The 15,888-nt window shown below is 73.9% G+C and carries 17 protein-coding genes and 1 tRNA gene; 14 read left to right on the forward strand and 4 right to left on the reverse strand.

The features are described from left to right. Positions 1 to 78: 78 nt before the first annotated feature. The 13 genes from rpmA to ACZ402_RS05920 all read left to right on the forward strand — a co-directional run bounded on the left by rpmA (position 79) and on the right by ACZ402_RS05920 (position 11,368). A complete protein-coding gene (gene rpmA, locus ACZ402_RS05860; RefSeq protein WP_047234735.1) occupies positions 79 to 336 on the forward strand; it encodes a 50S ribosomal protein L27 in 258 nt (85 codons plus the stop codon). Positions 337 to 429: 93 nt separating this feature from the next. Further along, positions 430 to 1,950, forward strand: coding sequence for a GTPase ObgE (gene obgE / locus ACZ402_RS05865; protein WP_264030657.1), 1,521 nt, complete (start codon positions 430 to 432; stop codon positions 1,948 to 1,950). Positions 1,951 to 2,082: 132 nt separating this feature from the next. Further along, on the forward strand, positions 2,083 to 3,228 hold the full coding sequence (gene proB, locus ACZ402_RS05870; RefSeq protein ID WP_375825957.1) for a glutamate 5-kinase: 1,146 nt from the start codon (positions 2,083 to 2,085) through the stop codon (positions 3,226 to 3,228). Between the two features lie 53 nt (positions 3,229 to 3,281). Then, positions 3,282 to 4,628, forward strand: coding sequence for a glutamate-5-semialdehyde dehydrogenase (locus tag ACZ402_RS05875; RefSeq protein ID WP_375825908.1), 1,347 nt, complete (start codon positions 3,282 to 3,284; stop codon positions 4,626 to 4,628). 191 nt (positions 4,629 to 4,819) lie between these two features. Beyond that, entirely contained in the window at positions 4,820 to 4,975 is a 156-nt protein-coding gene (locus ACZ402_RS05880; RefSeq protein WP_021483496.1) for a hypothetical protein, read from the forward strand. 43 nt (positions 4,976 to 5,018) lie between these two features. Next, on the forward strand, positions 5,019 to 5,624 hold the full coding sequence (gene nadD / locus ACZ402_RS05885) for a nicotinate-nucleotide adenylyltransferase (RefSeq protein ID WP_253050436.1): 606 nt from the start codon (positions 5,019 to 5,021) through the stop codon (positions 5,622 to 5,624). Beyond that, complete coding sequence (locus ACZ402_RS05890; protein ID WP_375825909.1) at positions 5,617 to 6,726, forward strand: hypothetical protein; 1,110 nt, start codon at positions 5,617 to 5,619, stop codon at positions 6,724 to 6,726. The genes nadD and ACZ402_RS05890 overlap by 8 nt, the downstream gene beginning before the upstream one ends. 25 nt (positions 6,727 to 6,751) lie before the next feature. Further along, on the forward strand, positions 6,752 to 7,198 hold the full coding sequence (rsfS, locus tag ACZ402_RS05895; RefSeq protein ID WP_375825910.1) for a ribosome silencing factor: 447 nt from the start codon (positions 6,752 to 6,754) through the stop codon (positions 7,196 to 7,198). Beyond that, the gene (locus ACZ402_RS05900; RefSeq protein WP_375825911.1) at positions 7,195 to 7,875 is read left to right on the forward strand and encodes a histidine phosphatase family protein; all 681 of its coding nucleotides are present in this window, start codon (positions 7,195 to 7,197) and stop codon (positions 7,873 to 7,875) included. The genes rsfS and ACZ402_RS05900 overlap by 4 nt, the downstream gene beginning before the upstream one ends. A gap of 79 nt (positions 7,876 to 7,954) precedes the next feature. Further along, a tRNA-Ala gene (locus ACZ402_RS05905) sits at positions 7,955 to 8,027 on the forward strand. A gap of 222 nt (positions 8,028 to 8,249) precedes the next feature. Next, positions 8,250 to 9,056 (forward strand): hypothetical protein, encoded by an 807-nt coding sequence (locus tag ACZ402_RS05910; RefSeq protein ID WP_375825912.1) that lies wholly within the window; start codon positions 8,250 to 8,252, stop codon positions 9,054 to 9,056. 41 nt (positions 9,057 to 9,097) lie between these two features. Then, the gene (locus ACZ402_RS05915) at positions 9,098 to 9,874 is read left to right on the forward strand and encodes a MerR family DNA-binding transcriptional regulator (RefSeq protein ID WP_465272262.1); all 777 of its coding nucleotides are present in this window, start codon (positions 9,098 to 9,100) and stop codon (positions 9,872 to 9,874) included. A gap of 156 nt (positions 9,875 to 10,030) precedes the next feature. Continuing rightward, positions 10,031 to 11,368 carry a hypothetical protein gene (locus ACZ402_RS05920; RefSeq protein WP_375825914.1) on the forward strand — a complete coding sequence of 446 codons (1,338 nt, stop codon included), beginning with the start codon at positions 10,031 to 10,033 and terminating at the stop codon, positions 11,366 to 11,368. Positions 11,369 to 11,384: 16 nt separating this feature from the next. Here ACZ402_RS05920 and ACZ402_RS05925 read toward each other — a convergent pair whose 3' ends face one another. Then, the gene (locus tag ACZ402_RS05925) at positions 11,385 to 12,359 is read right to left on the reverse strand and encodes a VldE C-terminal domain-containing protein (protein ID WP_375825915.1); all 975 of its coding nucleotides are present in this window, start codon (positions 12,357 to 12,359) and stop codon (positions 11,385 to 11,387) included. A 171-nt stretch (positions 12,360 to 12,530) separates the two neighbouring features. On the opposite strand from ACZ402_RS05925, the gene ACZ402_RS05930 reads away from it, so the two are divergent. Then, complete coding sequence (locus ACZ402_RS05930; protein WP_375825916.1) at positions 12,531 to 13,376, forward strand: aldo/keto reductase; 846 nt, start codon at positions 12,531 to 12,533, stop codon at positions 13,374 to 13,376. Positions 13,377 to 13,456: 80 nt separating this feature from the next. Here ACZ402_RS05930 and ACZ402_RS05935 read toward each other — a convergent pair whose 3' ends face one another. The 3 genes from ACZ402_RS05935 to ACZ402_RS05945 form a co-directional block, all read right to left on the reverse strand. Next, positions 13,457 to 13,906 (reverse strand): ScoMcrA-related endonuclease, encoded by a 450-nt coding sequence (locus ACZ402_RS05935; protein WP_375825917.1) that lies wholly within the window; start codon positions 13,904 to 13,906, stop codon positions 13,457 to 13,459. A gap of 92 nt (positions 13,907 to 13,998) precedes the next feature. Continuing rightward, positions 13,999 to 14,931, reverse strand: a complete 933-nt coding sequence (locus ACZ402_RS05940; RefSeq protein ID WP_375825918.1) for an aldo/keto reductase — start codon at positions 14,929 to 14,931, stop codon at positions 13,999 to 14,001. A 43-nt stretch (positions 14,932 to 14,974) separates the two neighbouring features. Next, positions 14,975 to 15,835 carry an aldo/keto reductase gene (locus ACZ402_RS05945; protein ID WP_375825919.1) on the reverse strand — a complete coding sequence of 287 codons (861 nt, stop codon included), beginning with the start codon at positions 15,833 to 15,835 and terminating at the stop codon, positions 14,975 to 14,977. Positions 15,836 to 15,888 lie beyond the last annotated feature (53 nt).

Genomic DNA, 15,888 nt, shown 5'->3' on the forward strand with positions numbered 1-15,888 from the left:
GGCGCGAGGTAGCGGCCACGGGCCGCCCCGCGCCGACCGGCACCCTCCCTCAGCAACCAGCACGAAAGCAGGTTCGTCATGGCACACAAGAAGGGCGCGAGCTCCTCGCGCAACGGTCGCGACTCCAACGCCCAGCGCCTCGGCGTGAAGCGCTTCGGCGGTCAGGTCGTCAAGTCGGGCGAGATCATCGTCCGCCAGCGCGGCACGCACTTCCACCCCGGTGAGAACGTCGGCCGCGGCAAGGACGACACGCTGTTCGCCCTGGCCGCCGGTGCGGTCCAGTTCGGCACGCGTCGTGGCCGCAAGGTCATCGACATCGTCGCCGTCGAGGGCTGAGCGACAGCCACAGGCTTCGAGCAGGAGGGGCGCACCGACGCGGTGCGCCCCTCCTGCTGTTTCTCGCACACCCACCTCTGAGAGGATCGTTCCATGGCCAGCTTCGTCGACCGTGTCGTCCTGCACGTCTCCGGCGGCAACGGCGGGAACGGGTGCGCCTCGGTCCGCCGCGAGAAGTTCAAGCCGCTCGCGGGCCCCGACGGCGGCAACGGCGGGGACGGCGGGACCGTGCGCCTCGTCGTCGACGCGCAGACCACCACGCTGCTGGAGTACCACCACTCGCCGCACCGGCACGCGACGTCGGGCACCCAGGGCATGGGCGACGACCGCGACGGCGCGAACGGCGAGGACCTCGTCCTGCGCGTGCCGGACGGCACCGTCGTCAAGACGGCGGACGGCGCCGTCCTCGCCGACCTCGTGGGCGACGGCGCGGAGTACGTCGTCGCCGAGGGCGGTCGCGGCGGGCTCGGCAACGCCGCGCTGTCGTCGCCGCGCCGCAAGGCACCCGGCTTCGCGCTGCTGGGGGAGCCGGGCGAGGAGCGGGACGTCGTCCTCGAGCTGAAGACGATCGCCGACGTCGCGCTCGTCGGGTACCCGAGCGCCGGCAAGTCGTCGCTCGTCGCCGCGATCTCGGCCGCGCGGCCCAAGATCGCCGACTACCCGTTCACGACGCTCGTGCCGAACCTCGGCGTCGTGCAGGCGGGTTCTGCCCGGTTCACCGTCGCGGACGTCCCGGGCCTCATCCCGGGCGCGAGCGAGGGCAAGGGCCTCGGGCTCGAGTTCCTGCGCCACATCGAGCGCACCGCCGTGATCGTGCACGTCCTGGACTGCGCGACGCTCGAGCCGGGTCGCGACCCGATCAGCGACCTGGACGTCATCGAGGCGGAGCTCGCCGCCTACGCGCAGGACCTCGACATCGAGGGCGGCCGCGTGCCGCTCACCGAGCGACCGCGGCTCGTCGTGCTCAACAAGATCGACGTGCCCGAGGCGCGCGAGCTGGCCGACCTCGTCAAGCCCGACCTCGAGGCGCGCGGCCTGCGCGTGTTCGAGATCTCGACGGCCAGCCACGAGGGCCTGCGCCCGCTGACCTACGCGCTCGCCGAGCTCGTCGAGAAGGCCCGGGCCGAGGCGCCCGCGCCCGAGCCGACGCGCGTCGTGCTGCGCCCACGGGCGGTCGACGAGGCCGGCTTCACCGTCACGCGCAAGGGCGGTGCCACGGACTACTGGTTCGAGGTGCGCGGCGCCAAGCCCGAGCGGTGGGTGCGCCAGACGGACTTCAGCAACGACGAGGCCGTCGGCTACCTCGCCGACCGCCTCGCCCGCCTGGGCGTGGAGGAGAAGCTCTTCGCCGCCGGGGCGGTCGGGGGCGACGAGGTGCGCATCGGCACCGACGCCAACGCCGTCGTGTTCGACTGGGAGCCGACGCTCATGACCGGCTCCGAGCTGCTCGGCGGCCCGCGCGGCTCCGACAACCGCCTCGACGAGCGCCTGCGCCCGACGCGCTCGGAGAAGCGTCGCGAGCACCACGAGCGCATGGACGCCAAGGCCGAGGCGCGTCGCGAGCTGTGGACCGAGCGCGAGGCCGGCACCTGGACGGACCCCGACGCCGACTGACGCGGATATCCGTTGTGGGCGGGAAATGGGCCCGGTCCCCACGAGGGGACCGGGCCCATTTCCCGCCCACAACCGGTCCGGGGCGTCCTGGTCCGTGAAATCCTGCGCGCCCGCGACCGTCCGGCGGCGATGATGGGACGCGTGAACGCGCTGTCCTCCCGCTCCGAGATCGCCTCCGCCCACCGCGTGGTGGTGAAGATCGGCTCGTCCTCGCTCACCGGCGCGGACGGTCACCTCGACCTCACGGCCCTGCGGGCGCTCGTCGACGTCCTCGCGGCGCGACGCGCGGCGGGCGGCCAGGTCGTCCTGGTCACGTCCGGCGCGATCGCCGCCGGCATCGGGCCCCTGGGGCTCGCGAGCCGGCCGCGCGACCTCGCGACGGCGCAGGCGACCGCCTCGGTCGGCCAGGGCATGCTCGTCGCCCGCTACACGGAGGCGTTCGCGGGGCACGGGCTGCGCGTCGGACAGGTGCTGCTCACCGCGGAGGACACCGTGCGCCGCGGGCACTACCGCAACGCCCAGCGCTCGCTCGAGCGGCTGCTCGACCTCGGCGTCGTGCCCATCGTCAACGAGAACGACGCCGTCGCGACCGACGAGATCCGGTTCGGCGACAACGACCGCCTCGCCGCGCTCGTCTCCCACCTCGTGCGGGCCGACGCGATGGTGCTGCTCACCGACGTCGACGGCCTGTACGACGGCCCGCCGTCGCGCCCCGGCACGCGCCGGATCGCCGAGGTGCGTTCTCCCGCCGACATCGAGGGTGTCGAGGTCACGGGCCGGGGGAGCGCGGTCGGGACGGGCGGCATGCTCACCAAGCTCGAGTCCGTCTCCATCGCGACCGGCACGGGCATCCCCGTGGTGCTCACGAAGGCGCAGAACGCCGCCGCCGCGCTCGCGGGCGACGCCGTCGGGACGTGGTTCGCCGCGACCGGCAAGCGGACGACGCGCAGGCGCCTCTGGCTCGCGCACGCCGCGCGCACGCGGGGCCGGCTCGTCCTCGACGACGGCGCCGTGAAGGCCGTGCAGGGCGGGCGCGCTTCGCTCCTGCCCGCGGGCGTCACGGCCGTCGAGGGGGAGTTCGACGCCGGGGACCCGGTCGAGCTCGTGACGTCGGACGGGCGCGTGGTCGCCCGCGGGCTCGTCGCGTTCGAGTCCCGCGACATCCCCGACCTCCTCGGTCGGTCTACGGGCGAGCTGCGCGCCGCGCTGGGCGAGGGCTACGACCGCGAGGTCGTGCACCGCGACGACCTGGTCCTGGTGCGCAAGCGGGCCCGCTGACCGGCCGTCGGACGGCGCCCCCGGCGCGAGGCCGACCGACGTAGGCTCGGTCCATGACCACCACCGAGGACGCGCCCGTCGTCGCGGGCGCCACCGAGCCCCAGCCCGCCGGTCCGGCCGCAGCCGGCACCGGGACCGACGTCGCGACGGCCGTCGAGGACGTCGCGCGCCGCGCCAAGGTCGCCTCGCGCACGCTGGCCACCGCCACGCGCGCGACCAAGGACGCCGCCCTCCTCGCACTCGCCGACGCGCTCGTCGCGGCGACGGACGAGATCGTGGCCGCGAACGCGGTCGACCTCGCGCGCGAGCGCGCGAACGGCATGAGCGAGGGCCTGCTCGACCGGCTCGCGCTCGACGGCCCGCGCATCGTCGCGATCGCCGACGCGCTGCGGGCGCTCGCCGGCCTGCCGGACCCGGTGGGGGAGGTCGTGCGCGGCTCGACGCTGCCGAACGGGCTGCGCCTGCGCCAGCTGCGCGTGCCCATGGGCGTGGTCGGCATGATCTACGAGGCGCGGCCGAACGTGACGGTCGACGCCGCGGGGCTCGCGCTGAAGAGCGGCAACGCCGTGATCCTGCGCGGCGGGTCCGCGGCGGCGAGCTCGAACGAGGTGATCGTGGGCGTGCTCGCCCGCGCGCTCGAGGCGCAGGGGCTGCCCGGCGACCTCGTGCAGTCGATCGACCGCCACGGGCGTCCGGGCGCCGTCGCGCTCATGCACGCGCGCGGGCTCGTCGACGTGCTGGTGCCGCGCGGCGGGGCCGCCCTCATCCGCACGGTGGTGCGCGAGTCGACCGTGCCCGTCATCGAGACCGGCGTCGGCAACGTCCACGTGTACGTCGACGCGAGCGCCGACCGCGCCATGGCGCTCGAGATCCTGCTCAACGCCAAGACCCAGCGCGTGGGCGTGTGCAACGCCGCCGAGACCCTTCTGGTCCACGCGGACGCCGCACCCGACTTCCTGCCCGCCGCCCTCGCGGCGCTCGCCGCGGCGGGCGTCGTCCTGCACGGCGACGACCGCACGGCCGGTCTCGCGCCCGAGGGCACCGAGGTGCTCGCGGCCACCGACGAGGACTGGGCGACCGAGTACCTCGCGCCGGAGATCGCCGTGCGCGTCGTCGACGACCTCGACGCCGCGATCGAGCACGTCCGCACGTGGACGTCCGGGCACACCGAGGCGATCGTCACGCGCGACCTCGCGTCCTCGGAGCGGTTCGTCGCCGAGCTCGACTCCGCCGCCATCATGGTCAACGCCTCGACGCGCTTCACCGACGGCGGCCAGTTCGGCCTCGGTGCGGAGATCGGCATCTCGACGCAGAAGCTCCACGCGCGCGGTCCCATGGGCCTGGCCGAGCTCACGACGACGAAATGGGTCGTGCACGGCGACGGTCACGTTCGTCCGTGACGCGTGCTTCGTCGGCAAGTACCTGATACCTGCCGGACCGGGCCGCCGGGCGGTCGTGAGAGACTGGTCGGCGACCGGAGCCCGTCCGGTCCGCCGTCGGGCCGGTCCCGGCGGGCGTACCGTTCCACCGCACCACCCCGGACCGCGGCACGACACCGTCCGCCCCGGGGACGACCTTCGAGGAGGACGTCGTGATCTCTGCCGTCGTGCTGGCCGCCGAGGAAGGCGCCGAGGCCGCGTCGCACCTGCCCATCCCGCCGCTCGCCTACGGGCTGCTCGGGTTCGGCGGGCTCGTGGCCCTGCTGCTCGTGACCTACGCGTTCCGCAGCGTCGGCACGCGGCACTGACCGGTAGCGAACGACGGAAGCGCCCGCGACCGATGACGTCCCGATGAGCCCGCGCCGTCCCCGACTGGGGGTGATGGGTGGCACGTTCGACCCCATCCACCACGGCCACCTCGTCGCGGCGAGCGAGGCCGCGGCGCGGTTCGACCTCGACGAGGTCGTGTTCGTCCCCACGGGCAAGCCGTCGTTCAAGCAGCACCAGAGCGTCAGCCCGGCCGAGCACCGGTACCTCATGACGGTCATCGCGACCGCCTCGAACCCGCGGTTCACGGTGAGCCGGGTCGACGTCGACCGGCCGGGACTGACCTACACGGTCGACACGCTGCGCGACCTGCGGGCCGCGCGACCGGACGCAGAGCTGTTCTTCATCACGGGTGCGGACGCGATCGAGCAGATCCTGACCTGGAAGGATGCCGACGAGCTGTGGAAGATGGCACACTTCGTGGCTGTCTCCCGCCCGGGCCACAGCCTGAGCGTCGAGGGTCTGCCGCCGGGCGTGGTCACCACGCTCGAGGTCCCGGCCCTCGCCATCTCGTCGACGGACTGCCGTCGGCGTGCGGAGGCGGGCCAGCCGGTGTGGTACCTGGTTCCGGACGGCGTGGTCCAGTACATCGCCAAGCACGGTTTGTATCGAGGTCAGCACGATGAGTGACAACGGCAGCAACATGCAGCCCGTCCGCCCCCTCACGCGGCGCGAGATGCGCGAGCGCGAGCAGGCGGCCGCGGCCGAGCGGTCCGCGCAGCCCGGCACGCCTCCACCCGCCCCGGCGCCCGGCGCCGGCGGGTGGCAGCAGCCTGCCCCGGCGCGGCCCGCCGCTCCGGCGACACCGCCGCCGTCGCGCCGCACCCTGCGCGAGACGACCGGCCCGACGGACTACCCGTCGCAGCCGTCCGTCGTCCGTCCTCCGGCCGCCTCGGGCGGCATGCGGGGCCTCGACGAGACGGGCCGCCTCACCCCGGTCCAGGAGACCGCGGAGCGGGTCGCCATCCGCCCGCCGGCTCCGACGCCCGTGGTGCCGACGCGCACGAGCTCCCGCCCGCCCGCGGGCACGCCGCGGCCCGCCGCGCCGGGTGCCACCGGCCCCGTCCGTCCCGCGACGCCGTCCGCCCCCGTGGGTGGGTTCGGTGCCGCACCGGTCGGCCGGGTCGGAGCGCCCGAGGCGCCGCCTGCCCAGCCGCAGCGGCTGTCTGCCTTCTCGGCCCCCGCGGCAGCACCTGCCGCGCCCCCCGCCACGCCGGCTCCCGCACCCGCCCCGTCGCCGTGGGGCGCGACCGCGGCGCCCGCGCCCGAGCGCACGCCGGCCGCCACGCGACCCGCGGCTCCGCCCGCTGCGGCCGCGCCTGCCGAGGCACCGGGGGCCGCGCTCCCGTGGTCGGCGATCACGTCCGGGTCGGCGCCCGAGCCGGCGGGCGCGGGCCGCGGGCCCGCGTCTCCGTTCGGCGGCGTGCGCGAGACGGCGGCCGCGGCACCCGCCGCCGCGGGCGGCTCGTCCGACGACCTCTTCCCCCGGGTGCGCGGCCGCGCCGACGAGATCGACGACGAGGCGGACGACGACCTCGACGACGAGCCGCGCGGTCCCTCGTACACGTGGCTGCACTACCTCATCCTCGTCGCCGTGGCGTTCGTCCTCGGCCTGCTCGTGTGGACGCTCGTCTCGCGCGACGACCCGGGTCTCGCCACCGAGGACACGAGCGCCTCGGCGACCGTCGTGCCGACGTGGGACGACCCCGGCACCCTCGACACCGGCCGCTGAGCGGCCGCACCACGAACGGAGACACGTGACTGCCACCGAACGAGCCGTAGAGCTCGCCGTCATCGCGGCGCGGGCGGCGTCCGACCGCAAGGCCGAGGAGATCATCGCGCTCGACGTGAGCGAGCAGCTCGTCCTCACCGACGTGTTCCTCATCGCGTCCGGGTCGAGCGAGCGCCAGGTCTCGGCGATCGTCGACGCGGTCGAGGAGGCGATGTTCAAGGCGGGGTCCAAGCCGATCCGCCGCGAGGGCAAGCAGGAGGCCCGCTGGGTCCTCGTCGACTTCGGCGACGTCGTCGTGCACGTGCAGCACTCGGAGGACCGCGTCTACTACGCGCTCGAGCGCCTGTGGAAGGACTGCCCCGTCGTCGAGCTCCCCGAGGACGCGCGCGGCGGCGACGGCGCGGCCGACGATGCCGACGACACGACCCGCGGCGACGGCGCCATCCGCCTCTCGGGGGAGCCCCTGGCGTGAGCGCCGGCACGCTCGTCCTCCTGCGCCACGGCCGGACGGCGTACAACGCCACGATGCGCCTGCAGGGCCAGGTCGACATCCCGCTCGACGGCGTCGGGCAGTGGCAGGCCGAGCACGGCGCGAAGGCGCTCGCGAGCGCGCACCGCGCGACGCGCGTCGTGGCGTCGGACCTCGTGCGCGCCACCGACACCGCGCGCGCGTACGCGGGCGCGATCGGCGCGGACGTCCAGCTCGACCCTCGACTGCGCGAGCGCGGCTTCGGGGAGTGGGAGGGGCTCACGGGCCCGGAGATCGCCGAGCGGTGGCCCGAGGAGTACGCGGCGTGGCGCCGGGGCGAGGAGCCCACGCGCGCGGGCGCCGAGACCAAGGCCGCCGTCGCGGCGCGCCTCGTGGAGGCCGTCACCGAGCACGTCGAGGCCCTGGAGCACGACGACACGCTCGTCGTCGTGTCCCACGGCGCCGCGATCACGCTCGCCGTCACCGCGCTGCTCGGGCTGGACCCCGAGGGCTGGCGCGGGATCTCCGGCCTGCACAACGTCCACTGGTCCCACCTGCACCGCTCCGCCCCCGCCGCGACGCCCGCGTGGCGCCTCGTGGCGCACAACGTCGGCGCCGGGTTCCCGCTCGACGAGTGGAACGCGGGACCGGATTGGAATCTGGAGCCGGTTTCTGCGTAGACTAGCGACGCTCCGCAGGACGGGAAACCGGTCGGGGGAGTGTTCATCCAGTGTTTGACCAGGATCTTCGCAGATCCACGGGGCTGTGGCGCAGCTGGTAGCGCACCTGCATGGCATGCAGGGGGTCAGGGGTTCGAGTCCCCTCAGCTCCACCCGTCAACGGTCGAAGGCCACGTCAGATCCCGCACAGGGATCGGACGTGGCCTTCGTCGTTCCGCCGCCAGCCATGACCGGTCCGACGACGCCCTGCGGGTCCCGGCGCCGCAGGCGGTCGGCTCTCGGCGGGATCTTGACTACGACGCAGCGTCATAGTTGAGACTGGACGCGTGGCGCAGAGACGGGACTGGTGGAGAGCGACACATCGGGCGCAAGCCGTGCTCACGATCGTGGTCGTTCTCACGTTGCTGGTGCTGAACCGCGTCGGCGCGGTCAGCGGCGGCACGGCTCTGCGCCTGTTCCTGATGATCGAGCTGCCGATGGTCATCGCGCTCGTGACGGTCTCGGTGCTGCGCTTCCGGCGTCGTGGCCGCGAGGACGGAACGTCCGAGACGGGGGTGCTCGACAGGCTCGTGGCCGAGGAGCCGCTGCTGCGTCCTGCCGTCGCCGAGCTCAGGGCGTTCGGGAGTCTGGTGCTCGCCGCCCGCCGGAAGCGCAAGGTTCCTCCGGGGGCCGCCTGGTTCGGCTACACCCGAGGGACGATGGCGTTCCCTGCGGTGATGATCGGTGTGAGCATCGTGGAGCTGGTGGTCGCGCACCTCCTGGTGCCCTGGGTGTGGCTACGGCTCGTCATGCTCGTCCTCACGGTCTGGGGAGTGCTGTTCGTCTGCGGGTACTTCGCGTCCCGCATCGTGCACCCGCATCTCGTCACCGACGAGACGCTCCAGATGCGCTGGGGGCGTCACGTGGTCCTCACGACGCCCTTGACCAACGTCGTCGCCGTCACTGCGCACGTCAACCACGCACACACGCAACCAGTCATCGAGGGCGGGCGACTGGTCCTCACGCAGTTCCAGAGCACGAACGTGCTCGTCCGATTCGCGGACCCGGTCGCCGCGTCAGCCCCCGTGCCGAGGAAGCACCTCCCGGCGGACTTCCGTGCCACCGAGGTGCAGCTGTACGTCGACGACCCCGAGGCTCTCCTGCGGACGTTTCGACCGTCGCCCTCCGCGGTGACGAGATGACCGCAGAAGGGAGGGCGCCAGGCGACGGGACTGATGGCGAGGTGGTGCTGCGCAGCCACGATCTGGCGAAGCTTGCCGGGACGACTCCCCGTGCCCTGCGGCACTACCACAAGGTCGGGCTGCTGCCCGAGGCGCCGCGTGACCCGAACGGGTACCGGCGTTACGGCCCAGGCGATCTCGTCAGGGTGCTCCGTATTCGGCAGCTTTCCGGGAGCGGAATGCCCCTGCGCAAGATCGGGAGCGTCCTCGAGCACGACACCACGAACCTGGATCGTCTCTTGGCCGACCTCGACCACGAGCTGGAGGAGCAGGCCGAACGCATCGCCGCGCAACGGAGGGCTCTTGCCGATCTGCGCAGACTCTCGGTCCAGACCGGACGGTTCAGCAACGCCGAGCAGCCGACGGCGACCCAACAGCTCGACCACGACGTCTGGACGCTGGTCACCGCGACCGGCGGAGTCGACGCCGACACCGCCACCGCGGTGCTCGACGTGCTGCACGGCGACGGACTGGCCGAGCAGGTCGCGACCTGGTACCCCGAGTTCGAGCAGCTCGAAGCGCAGGCCCACGTCGATGCGGCGACCGTGGATCGGCTCGTCGCACAGATGGTGAGCTTCGCGGACACGGTCGTGGAGGCCGCGGGGTTCACGCCCGCTGACGACGAGCACCCCGTCATGGCGCTGATCGAGCAGATGCAGGCCGGCGCGCTCGCCCCGGCGCAACGCGACGTGTGGAGCGCGTTCCTGGCCGTGATCGAGGAGCGATGGACGGGCGGTCCCTCGCTGACGGAGGCCCGTGACGAACCACCAGATGGCTGAACCGCGCGTGAGCGGGGGGTGCGCGACGGCGTCGCGGACGGGCGAACGCCCGGGCCTCGGACGGGACCGATAGGGTCGCGAGGACACCGCTCGCGGTGTCGGCGCCGTCGCAGCCCCGGTGCCGTCCTGACCCCTGTGCAGTGAACGGAGTCCCACATGTCGGGTCCGACCGACGTCCTCGCCGTGCTCTCTGGTGCCGTGGGCGCGGCGCGCGCGGAGCAGCTGCTGGCCCGGTTCGACCGGTACTCGAACCAGCCCAACGCGGTCAGGGGCGCCTCGCGGCTCCCGAGCGATCCCGCGCTGGAGCGCGCTGCCCTGCGGGTGTTCGAGGACCCGGACCTCGGGGCGGCCGACGGCCTCGCCGCGTCGAGCCTCGCAGGTGCGCTCGACGCGCGGGCGCTCTGGGCGCTCCTCGCGCTCGCGGCCCGGGCGGACGTGACCGTCCTCGACCGGCTCCCGGCCGAGGCGGCCGAGCGGGGCGCCCCGAAGGTCGCGTCGATCCGCCGGGCGGTCGCGAAGCACGCGGCGACGTCAGGGTCCGCTCCTGCGTCATCTGCTCCCCCCGCCTCGCCGCCTGCGTCCGCCGGGGACGACGTCCCCGCGCTCCCGGAGAAGGTGGCGCAGGTGGCGGCCTGGGTCGCCGCGCACCCCGGTGCCGACCCGCGGTGGTTCGCCGCGCGCCCGGGGCAGCGAGCGGCCGAGCGCCGGGTCGCGCTCCGGGCGCTGGGGACCTTGGCCACCCCGGCGGCGCTCGACGTGCTCGCCGGGTACGCACGCGACAGCTACCCCGACGCGGAGCTAGCGGAGCTGCACCGCGCGTGGGGGAGGTTCGACCGGCGCACCTTCTCCGCGACGATGTTCCGTCCGGCGCGTGCCGTGCTCCAGCTCGGCGCGTGCTCGACGATCGAGGGCATCGGTGCGGTGCCAGGGCTCACGGGACTCGGTGCGGTCCTCACCGGGCCCGCCGACCTCGCGCCGCTGGCGGAGTGCACCGACCTCCGGCGGCTCCACGTGAGCGTCGTCGGCGGAGGGCTCACGGGGCTCGAGGCGCTGGTGCAGCTGCCCGCGCTCACCGAGCTGCACCTGGTCGGCGCGACCGCGGGCGCGGACCTCTCGGTGCTGCGGCACACTGCCGTCGAGCGGCTGTCGCTGAGCCTCGACGGCGCCGACGGGGGGTTCCTCACGCACGTGCCGCACCTGCGGTCGCTCAAGCTCTCGGGCGGGTCAGGCCCCGAGGACGCCGGGTACGCCGACGAGGACGGTCCTGCTCCGCTGCCCGCGCACCCCGGGCTCGTCGACGTGGTGCTGCGGCTGGTCTCCGACGGCGTCCAGGTGGTCGTCTACCGCCACGAGCGTTCCTGGGTGTCGCGGCTGACAGCCGCGGCCCCGTCCGACGTCTTCGTCGTCGAGCGCAGCGGCTACGTGGGGCTGACCCGTGACGGGTCGGACGTGGACGCCCTGGGCAGGAGGCTGTTCTCCAACGGCGTGCCGTGACCGGGCGGTCGTGGACCTACGACGTGCTGACGTGCACGTGGTCGAAGTGGTTCGCGGTCGTGCCGCCGCGGTCCTCCATGCCGGACCACGCGCTCGCGGGGTCTCCGGCCATCCAGATCTGCTGCTGGTAGATGAGGTAGGTGATCCCGAGCGCCCCGGCGTTGGCCTGGAGGTAGCGGGCGATCTCCCAGCCCGTCTCGCCCGTGATCATGATGTCCAGGGCGCGGCCCGTGCCGTGGTCGCCGCTGTCGCCCGGCCGGATCCCGCCGTAGGAGGTCACCTGCGGGAAGATCGCGCACACCGCCCGGTAGACCGCGCGGGCGTTGGACCGGAGCGACGACTCGATCCCGGAGCTCACCGAGCACGCGGCGTCGGAGATCCCGCTCGCGCCCGACCCGCCGCTCGCGGCGGTCGCCGCCGGCGCCTCCGGCTGCGAGTCCGCGAGGAAGCTGGACTTGATCCAGGCTGCCGCGCCGTCCCAGACGACCTGGCTCCACTCGCCCTCGGTCGTGCCGGTGACGTCGACGGCGGTGGCGAACGCGGCGGTCGCGACGCGCCCGGCGTCGGCCGACGGCCCGGTGCGGACGTTGACGGCGTCGGTGGTCCAGAGCTGGCCGGTGGCGACGGGGACGACCGGGGCCGGCGGGGCGACCTCGGCGGCGGGGACCACGGTGATCGTCGCCGCGGTCTCGACGAGCGGCGACTCCTGGGTCGCCGCCGGGGGAGCGACGCGCTCGGACGAGCGGCTGGCAGCGCCGGTCCCGCGCTCCACGGTCGCCCCTGCGGTCGGCTCGACGCTCAGCGGCGCGAGGTCGGGGTTGCCCTCGGCGGGCTGAGGTCCCGCACCGACGACACCTGCGCCGAGCAGCCCGACGAGCGCGATCGCCGGGAGCTTGAGCGCGCGCGCCGGGAGCGTCGGGAGGGGCAGCGCAGGGAGCCGGAACGAGCGCGCGGGCGCTGCGGGGGCGGCGCTGTGGCGGCCTCGGGACATGGTGCGCTCCGGTTCGTTCGTGGTCAGGACCGCGCCCATGTAACCAAACCGTGATCTACAAAGTCCAGCCCGGATCTCGCGCAGCAGGTCAGGGACTCATGAGCGGGAGCGCTGAGTCGCACGACCGGCAGTCGTTGGACGGCCGGACACCCGGTTCCTACGCTGGAGGGCATGACCGCTCCCACTGTCCCGACCGTGACGCTCAACTCCGGGCACACCATCCCCCAGCTCGGCTTCGGCGTCTTCCTCGTACCGCCGGACGAGGCCGAGAAGGCCGTGAGCGACGCCCTCGAGGTCGGCTACCGCCACATCGACACGGCCGCCATCTACCGTAACGAGGAGGGTGTCGGCGCCGCGATCGCGAAGAGCGGCGTCCCGCGCGACGAGCTCTTCGTCACGACCAAGCTCTGGAACGACCGCCAGTCCGGCGAGCAGCCGCACGACGCGATCCGCGAGAGCCTCGACAAGCTCGGCCTCGAGTTCGTCGACCTCTACCTCACGCACTGGCCGGCGCCCGCCCAGGACCAGTACACGAACGCCTGGGCCAAGCTCGTCGAGATCCGCGACGCCGGCCTGGCGCGCTCGATCGGCGTCTCGAACCACCTGCCGGAGCACCTCGACCGGATCGTCGCGGACACGGGCGTCGTCCCCGCCGTCGACCAGATCGAGCTGCACCCGGCGTACCAGCAGCGCGACGTGCTCGCGTGGGCGGACGCGCACGGCACGAAGATCGAGGCGTGGGGCCCGCTCGGCCAGGGCAAGTACCCGCTGTTCGAGCGGCAGGCCGTCGTCGACGCCGCGACCGCCCACGGCGTGACGCCCGCGCAGGCGGTCCTGCGCTGGCACCTGCAGCGCGGCTTCATCGTGTTTCCCAAGTCGTCGCGCAAGGAGCGCATGGCGGAGAACTTCGACCTCTTCGGCTTCGAGCTCACGGCCGACGAGGTCGCCGCGATCGACGCCCTCGACACCGGTGACGGCTCGGGTCGCGTGAGCGCGCACCCGTCCGAGGTCAACTGACCGGTACCGCAGCGAACGTACGACGAAGGGGCGCCGTCCGACAGGACAGCGCCCCTTCGTCGTGCGTTCGGGAGACCCGGTCAGCCGCAGTCGTCGCAGATGCCCGTCGCGGGCAGGACCGTGAAGCACGTGGGGCACACGGCCGGCGGCTTCTCGGGCTCGGACGCGCGGGTCGTCGTCGTGCGCCGCGGCGTGCGGGGAGCGGTCGGGGCCTTCGCCGCGGTCCGACGCGTGGGCGCCGGCGCCGCCGGGGCGGCGCCGGGGACGTCGAACCCACGCTTGCGGAGCAGGTCGGCGACGCCGACGGGGCTGTTGCGGAACTCCTCGGCCGTCGCCACGCGACCGGTCGCGTACCGGTGTGCGACGCCGAGGATCGCCTGGGCGTCGTACGCCCGGTCCTCGTGGAGGAGGGGCGTGCCCGGGGTCGCGGCGAACCCGTAGACCCCGAGGAACGCGTCCCGGCCCCGGTCGTCCCAGTCCGCGATCGCCTGGAGGATGTGCTGCCGGGTCACTGCCGAGAAGGTTGCCACGGCACGAGCCTAGACCGCCGTACGGGGCGCCCCGGACGGCCCGTGCGTGACCTTCGGCACGGGGGTCCGGGGCGCTCGCCGTCGCACGACCGTCAGGGGACGGTGTAGCCCGCGGCGCGGAACAGCTCGTACCACTCGGCGCGCGTGAGCGGCACGTCGGAGCCGAGGGCCGCGCCTGCGACGCGCTCCGGGTTCGTGGTCCCGAGCACGACCTGCATCCGTGCCGGGTGCCGCGTGATCCAGGCGGTCGCGATCGCGATGGGCGGCACGTCGTACCGTGCCGCGAGCCGGTCGATCACGGCGTTGAGCTCGGGGTACTTCTCCGAGCCGAGGAACACGCCGGTGAAGAACCCCGCCTGGAACGGCGACCACGCCTGGACCGTGATGTCGTGCAGGCGGCAGTAGTCGAGGATCCCGCCGTCGCGGCTGACCGACTGGTCGAGGCCCTGCATGTTCGCCGCGACGCCCTGCGCGACGACGGGCGCGTGCGTGATCGAGAGCTGGAGCTGGTTCGCGACGATCGGCTGCTCCACGTACCGGCGCAGCAGCTCGATCTGGCCCGGCGTGTGGTTGGACACCCCGAACGCGCGCACCTTGCCGGCGGCGTGCAGGTCGGAGAACGCGCGCGCGACCTCCTCGGGCTCGACGAGGGCGTCGGGCCGGTGCAGCAGGAGGACGTCGAGGTAGTCCGTCCGCAGCGCGTCGAGCGAGCCCTCGACGGACGCGACGAGGTGCTCGTAGGAGAAGTCGAAGTACGGGCCCTCGCGCACGATCCCGGCCTTGGACTGGATCACCCACTCCGCGCGCTCGGCGGGGGAGAGGTCGAGCGCCTCGGCGAAGCGGCGCTCGCAGCCGTGCAGGTCCGTGCCGTAGACGTCGGCGTGGTCGAGGAACGTGATGCCGGCGTCGCGGGCCGTGCGCACGAGGGTGCGGACCTCGTCGTCGGTCTTCTCCTGGATGCGCATGAGGCCGAGGACGACGTTCGGCACGACGAGGTCGGTGCCGGGCAGGGTGAAGGTCTTCATCGGTGGAGCTCCTTCGCGGGGGTGGGCGGGTTCCGGCGGGTCGTCACGCGGCGGAGAGCCGCGTGACCTCCTCCGGGGTCAGGACGAGGTCGGCGGCGGCGGCGGAGTCCTGGATCGACTCCGGCCGCGAGGCACCGGGGATGGGGATCACGACGGGCGCGAGCGCGAGCTCCCACGCGAGCGTCACCTGGTAGACGCTCACGCCGTGCGCGTCGGCGACCTCCTGGAAGACGGCGTGGCGCGCGCCGAGCTCGGCGGCGTTCGTGATGCCGCCCAGCGGGCTCCAGGGCAGGAACGCGACGCCGAGCGCCGCGCAGTGCTCGAGCTCGCCCTGGCTGGACCGGAAGCGGGGCGAGAACTGGTTCTGCACCGACGCGAGGCGGCCGCCGAGGAGCTCGTGCGCGAGGTCGATCTGCGCGACGTCGGCGTTGGAGATCCCCGCCTGCTCGATCACGCCCTCGTCGAGCAGCTCGACGAGCGCACCGACCGAGTCGGCGTACGGGACGGCCGGGTCGGGGCGGTGGAACTGGTAGAGGCCGATCGCGTCGACCCCGAGCCGGCGCGCGGACTCCTTCGCGGCCCGCTTGAGGTAGGCCGGGTCGCCGTCGCGGGTCCAGGTGCCGTCGCCGGGGCGCAGGTGACCGCCCTTGGTCGCGACGAGGACGCCGGACGTGTCGGCGCCGGAGGAGCGCAGGGCGCGCGCGATGAGCTCCTCGTTGTGCCCGACCTCGTCGGCGTGCAGGTGGTAGGCGTCGGCCGTGTCGATCAGCGTGACGCCCGCGTCGAGCGCGGCGTGGATCGTCGCGACGGACCGGGCCTCGTCCGGGCGACCCTCGATCGACATCGGCATGCCGCCGAGACCGATCGCGGAGACCGTCCGGGATCCGAGACTGCGCTGCTGCATGGGGGACTTCCTCACGGGTCAGAGGTAGAAGGGACGTCGCCCGCCCGCGAGGC

It is taken from the genome of Cellulosimicrobium sp. NPDC030954, assembly GCF_055571305.1.

Excerpts from the sequence above, each read along its gene's own strand:
- rpmA (WP_047234735.1), top strand. The coding sequence starts at position 79 with ATGGCACACAAGAAGGGCGCGAGCTCCTCGCGCAACGGTCGCGACTCC.
- obgE (WP_264030657.1), top strand. The coding sequence starts at position 430 with ATGGCCAGCTTCGTCGACCGTGTCGTCCTGCACGTCTCCGGCGGCAAC.
- proB (WP_375825957.1), top strand. The coding sequence starts at position 2,083 with ATGGGACGCGTGAACGCGCTGTCCTCCCGCTCCGAGATCGCCTCCGCC.
- ACZ402_RS05875 (WP_375825908.1), top strand. The coding sequence starts at position 3,282 with ATGACCACCACCGAGGACGCGCCCGTCGTCGCGGGCGCCACCGAGCCC.
- nadD (WP_253050436.1), top strand. The coding sequence starts at position 5,019 with ATGAGCCCGCGCCGTCCCCGACTGGGGGTGATGGGTGGCACGTTCGAC.
- ACZ402_RS05890 (WP_375825909.1), top strand. The coding sequence starts at position 5,617 with ATGAGTGACAACGGCAGCAACATGCAGCCCGTCCGCCCCCTCACGCGG.
- ACZ402_RS05920 (WP_375825914.1), top strand. The coding sequence starts at position 10,031 with ATGTCGGGTCCGACCGACGTCCTCGCCGTGCTCTCTGGTGCCGTGGGC.
- ACZ402_RS05925 (WP_375825915.1), bottom strand. The coding sequence starts at position 12,359 with ATGTCCCGAGGCCGCCACAGCGCCGCCCCCGCAGCGCCCGCGCGCTCG.
- ACZ402_RS05930 (WP_375825916.1), top strand. The coding sequence starts at position 12,531 with ATGACCGCTCCCACTGTCCCGACCGTGACGCTCAACTCCGGGCACACC.
- ACZ402_RS05940 (WP_375825918.1), bottom strand. The coding sequence starts at position 14,931 with ATGAAGACCTTCACCCTGCCCGGCACCGACCTCGTCGTGCCGAACGTC.
- ACZ402_RS05945 (WP_375825919.1), bottom strand. The coding sequence starts at position 15,835 with ATGCAGCAGCGCAGTCTCGGATCCCGGACGGTCTCCGCGATCGGTCTC.